This is a genomic window from Cellulosimicrobium sp. NPDC057127, assembly GCF_042670945.1.
GTDB lineage: Bacteria > Actinomycetota > Actinomycetes > Actinomycetales > Cellulomonadaceae > Cellulosimicrobium.
This window is the reverse complement of record NZ_JBHUUP010000010.1, coordinates 178,656-185,163: the sequence shown is the minus strand read 5'-3', so window position 1 is coordinate 185,163 and position 6,508 is coordinate 178,656. Positions and strand designations below refer to the sequence as shown.

Genomic DNA, 6,508 nt, shown 5'->3' with positions numbered 1-6,508 from the left:
CCCCGATATCGCGCGATGTCGGGGCGCGGATCCACTTCTCGACGGGTGTGGCGTGTTGCGGGGCCTCCTGCTGCACCCACCTCGCCGACGCCGCGTGCGCGTCCACAGGCGGCGGGCGTCCGAGCACCGTCCACAGCGTTGGTGGCACGGAGGTCATGGGAGGCCGCGCAGGCCCGATGCTCGGCCCGTGCTCGACGACGACTCCTCCCGGCGCGACGGCCACGACGCGCGAAAAGCGACCTCCCGCCTGACGACGTCCCCTGGTCCGCTCCTCGTCGACCGGGCGTTCACGACCGCGCACGGCCGGGAGGCGGGTCTGTCCCCGAAGGCCATGCGACATCCGCGTTTCGCGATCCCGACGCCGGGCGTACGGCTCCCGGCGCACCTCGCCACGGACCTGCGCGCGCGAGCGGAGGCCGCGCTGCTCGTGGCGCCGGCCGGGTCTGCGCTGAGCCACTCCACCGCCCTGCGCGCGCACGGCGCCGACCTGCCCCGACGGCTCGACGCGGACGACCGCGTCCACCTCACCGTGCCGGTACGCGCAGTCGTTCCGCGACGAGCCGGCATCGTGAGCCACACCTACGCGGCACCCGTGCTGCCGGTCTCCCGTGTCGACGGACTGCCGGTCGTGACACCCGAGCACACGTGGCTACAGCTCGCGGGCACCCTGCCGCCGGACGAGGTGGTGGTGCTCGCGGACGCGCTGCTGCGTCGCAAGCGGCCGCTGTCGAGCCTCGACGCCCTCCGGCGGACCGTCGTCGAGACGCTTAGGGGAACGCGCGGCCTCGCCCGCATGCGCGTCGCGTTGACGCTCGCCCGCGCGGGCACGGACTCCTGCATGGAGACCCGCGCACGCCTCCTGCTGGTCCACGCCGGTCTGCCGTCGCCCCGCGTCAACGTGCCCGTCCTCGACGCGCAGGGCCGGTTCGTCGCGATGCCGGACATGACGTACCTCGAGCAGAGGATCGCCGTCGAGTACGACGGCGACGTGCACCGCACCGACCGCCGCACGTGGCTCCGGGACATCGCGCGCAAGCAGGCGCTCGAGGCGCTCGGCTGGCGGGTGTTCGTGGTGACCGCGGACGACGTGTACCGGCATCCGGAGCGGCTCGTCCAGCGGGTGCGAGCGGCGCTGCGCGAGCGCACTCCTGCGCGCTGACCGGCTGCGCATCGATCGAGCCGGCCGACTCGATCCCACCCGGCTGCGCCGAGAAGTGGATCGGCGCCCCCGATCGGGCCGATTGTGGGGCGCGGATCCGCTTCTCGGCGGCTGCCGGGTGGCGTCGACCCTCTACTGCGCGGTGTCCGAGATGCCCAGGTCCTCCGCGTCGACGATGCGGTAGGCGTACCCCTGCTCCGCCAGGAAGCGCTGCCGGTGGGCGGCGAAGTCCTGGTCCACGGTGTCGCGCGCGACGACGGCGTAGAAGTGCGCCGTGCGGCCGTCGGCCTTGGGGCGCATGACGCGGCCAAGGCGCTGGGCCTCCTCCTGGCGCGAGCCGAACGAGCCCGACACCTGGATCGCGACGGACGCCTCGGGCAGGTCGATGGAGAAGTTCGCGACCTTGGACACGACGAGCCGGGAGATCTCGCCCGACCGGAACGCGTCGAACAGGCGCTGGCGCTCGCGGACCGTCGTCGCGCCCGTGATGAGCGGCGCGTCCAGGTGCTCGGACAGCTCCTCGAGCTGGTCGAGGTACTGGCCGATGACGAGCACCTGGTCGTCCGGGTGCTGCGCGACGATCTCCTCGACGACCCGGTTCTTGCCCGACGCCGTCGCCGCGAGCCGGTACCGGTCCTCGGGCTCCGCGACGGCGTACGTCATGCGCTCCGACTCGGGGAGCGTGAGGCGCACCTCGACGCAGTCGGCGGGCGCGATGTACCCCTGCGCCTCGATGTCCTTCCACGGCGCGTCGTAGCGCTTGGGGCCGATGAGGGAGAAGACCTCGTCCTCCCGGCCGTCCTCGCGCACGAGCGTCGCGGTGAGGCCGAGCCGCCGGCGTGCCTGCAGGTCGGCCGTCATGCGGAAGATGGGCGCGGGCAGCAGGTGGACCTCGTCGTAGACGACGAGGCCCCAGTCGCGCGCGTCGAGCAGCTCGAGGTGCGGGTAGACGCCCTTCCGCTTGGTCGTCAGCACCTGGTACGTGGCGATCGTGACGGGCTTGATCTCCTTGCGCGCGCCCGAGTACTCGCCGATCTCGTCCTCGGTGAGCGTGGTGCGGCGCACGAGCTCGTCGCGCCACTGCCGCGCGCTCACCGTGTTCGTCACGAGGATCAGCGTCGTGGTGCCCGACTTCGCCATGGCGCCCGCGCCGACGATCGTCTTGCCGGCGCCGCAGGGCAGCACGACGACGCCGCTGCCGCCGTGCCAGAACCCGTCCACGGCCTGCGCCTGGTAGGGGCGCATCTCCCAGGGCTTCGGCTCCTCGCCCTCGGTGCGCGGCGGCGTCGTGGGGCTGAGCGCGATGTCGTGCTTCTCGCCGTCGACGTAGCCGGCGAGGTCCTCGGCGGGCCAGCCGAGCTTGACGAGCACCTGCTTGAGGTGGCCACGCTCGGACGGGTGGACGACGACGGTGGTCTCGTCGATGCGCTCGCCCACGAGGCCCGCGGTGCGCTTGGACTTGAGCACCTCGGCGAGCACCGCGCGGTCGGTCGCCTCGAGCACGAGCCCGTGCACCGGGTGCTGCGCGAGCGTGAGCCGCCCGTAGCGCGACATCGTCTCCGCGACGTCGATGAGCAGCGCGTGCGGCACCGGGTACCGCGAGTACTCGATGAGCGTGTTGACGACCTGCTCGGCGTCGTGGCCCGCGGCGCGCGCGTTCCACAGCCCGAGCGGCGTCAGCCGGTAGGTGTGCACGTGCTCGGGGGCGCGCTCGAGCTCGGCGAACGGCGCGATGGCGCGGCGCGCGTCGTCCGCGCGCGGGTGGTCGACCTCGAGCAGCAGCGACTTGTCGCTCTGCACGATGAGGGGGCCGTCGGTCATGCGTCTCCTTCTTCGCCGGGGGGTGGACCCTGGTCGCGGGTCAGCCGGACGGTGCCGGGCTCACGGACGCGATGCGGTGCACCGCCACGGTCAGCTCCGCGTCCCGCGCCGGGTCCTGCGCGCGCAGCCGTCCGCCGTCGAGGGTCAGCGGCCGCACCAGCCGCCGCGTCGGCGACCCCGCCGGGCCGACGACCTCGAGCCAGACCATCGACGCGTCCGCGATCGCCTCGCGCAGGAGCCCCAACGCCGCGCCGGGGTCCGTTGTTCCGGGCGACGTCCCGGCCGCGGCGCTCCCGGACGGTGCCGCGGACACGGCAGGCGAGCCGCCCGACGACGGGCTGCCGCCCTCGCGCCCTGACGCACCGTCGGCGCCGGAGGACGGGGCGGCGTCACCGGCTCCGCCCGCGGCCGCGTCCGCCGCCCGCAGGCGTGCGACGAGCTCGGCGTAGCGGACGGCGCGCCCGTCGGCCGCCGCGGGGGAGTCGTCCGGACCCGCCCCGGGCAGAGGCCGGGTGCGCCGTCGCCCGACGACTGTGCGGCCGGCGGTCACGGCAGGGCGGCGTGCACCGCCGTCGGCCACGACCACGCGCCCGTCCGGGCCCTCGACGGCCGACACCACGCCGCGCCCGCGCAGCGCCGCCTGCAGCTCCGCGGCGGGCACGGCGGCCACGAGCACCGTCGGGGCGAGCCGCACGAGCCCCAGGTGCCGCAGCGCCGACGCCTCGGCGAGCCCGGCGAGGAGAGCCGGGTCCTCCGCGCGCACGTAGCTCGACGCCGTGCCCACCCGGACGCGGCCGTGCCGGCGCGCGGCGTCGCGCACGAGGTACTCGAGCGGCTGGGGGACCGGGGCGCGCGAGTGCGCGGCGAGCTCGGCGAGCAGCTCGTCGGCCGTGCGGCCGTGGTCGAGCGCGCGGACCACGGACTCGGCGGTGAACCGGACCGTCGTCGCGGCGCCGCGGGACTCGACGTCCGCCGCGACCTCCACGAGCCGTTCCAGCGCGTGCGACGGGCGCCCCGGGACGATCCCCGTGAGGTCGCCCTGGAGCAGCACCTCGTCGACCTCTGGCGGCAGCACGGCCTCGAACGCCGCGCCCAGGTCGACCCCGTCCGCACCCGTCGCGCCAGGTCGCGACGCGTCGAGCAGCGCGCGTCCCGGGCCCGACAGCGCACCAGCACCGGTGACGCCCAGCAGACCCGCCTCGCGCAGCAGCCCCGCCACGGCCTGCTCGGGCGGCACCGACCGCGGCGTGCGCCAGCGCAGCACCTCGACCACGCCGTCCGCACCGGGGCCGTGGCCCGGGAGGCTCGCGAGGACGTCGAGCACCGCGGCGCGCAGTCGCGGCACCCACGGCCGCCACAGCTCGGGGTCCAGCGCGGCGCGCAGCGCCCCCTTCTCGTCCCGGCTGCCCACGAGCCACGGTGTGCGGCGCGAGCGCCACCACCCGCGCGCGAGCGCGGCCCACCGGTCGCCCAGCGCGTCGTCCAGCCAGTCCTCGGCCGCGGGCGTCACCGTGAACGACGGCGGGTCGTCGCCGTCGTCGGACACGAGCCCGGCGGCAGCGGCCAGCTCCACGACCACGGCCGCGGTCGCGTCGTCCACCTCCAGCGCCGTCGCGGTGCGCCGCAGCTCGCGCACCCCGAGCCCGCCGGCGCGCAGGACGCCCGGCGGGTCCTGCTGCCACGTCGACAGGAGCCGGGCGACGAGGCGGACGAGCTCGATCCCGGCGCTCGCGGACTCCGCGTCGACGGTCGCCGCCGGGATCTCGCGCACGTCGGGGACCGGCGCGGCGGGGTGCACGTCGCGGTGCGTGCGACCGCCGCGCAGCGCGAGCCCGACCTCCCGCGGGAGGACGACGTGGCGGTCGTCCGTCGACTGGAGCAGCCCGTGGTCGAGGAGCCACGCGACGGCCCGGCGTGCCGCGGGGTCCGAGCGCGGGGCGACCCCCACCGGCGGTCCCCACGCGAGGGCGTCGAGGATGGCCGCCGCGCCGGGTGGGGCGTCGTCGGTGACCGGGACGGCGACGTCGGTGGCACCCGTCGCGGGGCCGAGGCCCGCGGGGAAGGGGCCGAGGATCTCGGCGACGCCCGGTGCCGCGCGTCGCGCGTCCGGCGCTGCGGGGTCGGGTGCCCAGACCAGCGCCGCCTCCTCGAGCGCGCCGAGCGCCCGGGCCGCGGCGCCCTCGTCGGGCGCCGAGGCCGGGCCTCGGGGCGACGGCACGGCGTCGAGGCCGAGCGCGCGCTCGACGGCGCGCGAGGTCGACGGGCCGCCCACCGGGTCCAGCACGAGCACGGCCTCGAGCACCTCGAGCTCGAACGCCGTCAGCGCGGCCAGCGCGCGCTCCAGGCTCGTGCGGCTCGACGCGCGCGCGGCGAGCGAGAGCAACGTCGAGGGCGACGGCGTGGCCAGGTCGGGGCGGCGCGTCAGCAGCGCGACGAGCCGCGCGTCGTCGCTCGACCGCAGCGTGTCGCTGAACGACGCGGACCGTCCGGGGGTGGAGGTGGCCATCCGTTCGATGCTACGCGGGCACGGGCACCCCGGGACGCCTACGTGCGCGGGGGCGCACCGGTCGGTCGCGCGGCGCCGTCCCGGTCGCGGTTCGTGGCGGTGCGGCGGCAGACCTCGTCCCAGGGGATCGGCTCGATGCCGAACCGGGCCCGCGCGGCGGAGTCGTCGAGCACGTAGGGCCGCTCCCACTGGTAGGCGAGCTCGCGCAGCTCCCGCAGCAGCGGCGACACCAGCGCGGCGGCGGCGAGGCCCGCACCGCGCAGCGACCGCACGCGCACCGGCGGCAGGTCCACGCTCGCGAGCACGTCCGTCAGCGCCTGCTCCTGCGTGCGCGGGGCGTTGCTCGGGGTGTGCCACGTCCGGCCGTGCGCGCCCGGGTCGGCGGCGGCCGCCACGAGGGTGCGCGCCGCGTCGTGCACGTCGGTGAAGGAGTGCGGCAGGTCGGTCCGCCCGATCATGCGCACGGCCCGGCCGCGGGCCGCGGCGGGGACCACGCGCGACACGTGGCCGTTGGCCCCGACGCCCGGGCCCATGAAGTCGGAGCTGCGGACCTCCACGACGCGGGCGCGACCGGCGCGGTGGGCGGCGAGCGCGTCGGCCCAGAGCCGGGCTCGCAGGACGCCCTTGTGGTCGGTCGCGGCGTCGGGCAGGTCCTCCGTCATCGGCCCGTCGACGGGGCCGTACGGGTACAGGTTGCCGGTGATCGCGTAGACGGCACCGCTGCGCTCGGCCGCGGCGAGCAGCGACGCGGCCAGCGGCGGCCACACCCGTTCCCACTGCGTGTAGTCACCGGGGTTCGCGCAGTTGTAGAGGACGTCGGCGCCCTGGGCGGCGCGGGCGAGCGCGTCGGCGTCGGACGCGTCCAGCGCGACGTGGCGTACGCCGACGACGCCGGTGTCGCGGCCGCTGCGCGTGGCGACCGTGACGTCCGAACCGCGAGCGGCGAGGAGTGCGGCGACGGCCGTGCCGACAGGGCCGGCCCCGACGACGAGGTGGCGGTCCCGCGAGTGCGTGGTCATGGA

The 6,508-nt window shown here is 76.5% G+C and carries 4 protein-coding genes; 1 reads left to right on the top strand and 3 read right to left on the bottom strand.

Annotation, left to right across the window (positions count from 1 at the left end):
- Positions 1 to 187: 187 nt before the first annotated feature.
- The gene (locus tag ACFTZA_RS11900) at positions 188 to 1,159 is read left to right on the top strand and encodes an endonuclease domain-containing protein (protein ID WP_378194691.1); all 972 of its coding nucleotides are present in this window, start codon (positions 188 to 190) and stop codon (positions 1,157 to 1,159) included.
- A gap of 132 nt (positions 1,160 to 1,291) precedes the next feature.
- Here ACFTZA_RS11900 and ACFTZA_RS11895 read toward each other — a convergent pair whose 3' ends face one another.
- Genes ACFTZA_RS11895 through ACFTZA_RS11885 form a run of 3 tightly spaced genes read right to left on the bottom strand, consistent with a single transcriptional unit; the run spans position 1,292 to position 6,505 of the window.
- Positions 1,292 to 2,980 carry a DNA repair helicase XPB gene (locus tag ACFTZA_RS11895; protein WP_378194688.1) on the bottom strand — a complete coding sequence of 563 codons (1,689 nt, stop codon included), beginning with the start codon at positions 2,978 to 2,980 and terminating at the stop codon, positions 1,292 to 1,294.
- A 40-nt stretch (positions 2,981 to 3,020) separates the two neighbouring features.
- Positions 3,021 to 5,486, bottom strand: coding sequence for a helicase-associated domain-containing protein (locus ACFTZA_RS11890; RefSeq protein ID WP_378194684.1), 2,466 nt, complete (start codon positions 5,484 to 5,486; stop codon positions 3,021 to 3,023).
- A 38-nt stretch (positions 5,487 to 5,524) separates the two neighbouring features.
- A complete protein-coding gene (locus ACFTZA_RS11885; RefSeq protein WP_378194681.1) occupies positions 5,525 to 6,505 on the bottom strand; it encodes an NAD-dependent epimerase/dehydratase family protein in 981 nt (326 codons plus the stop codon).
- Positions 6,506 to 6,508: the final 3 nt, after the last annotated feature.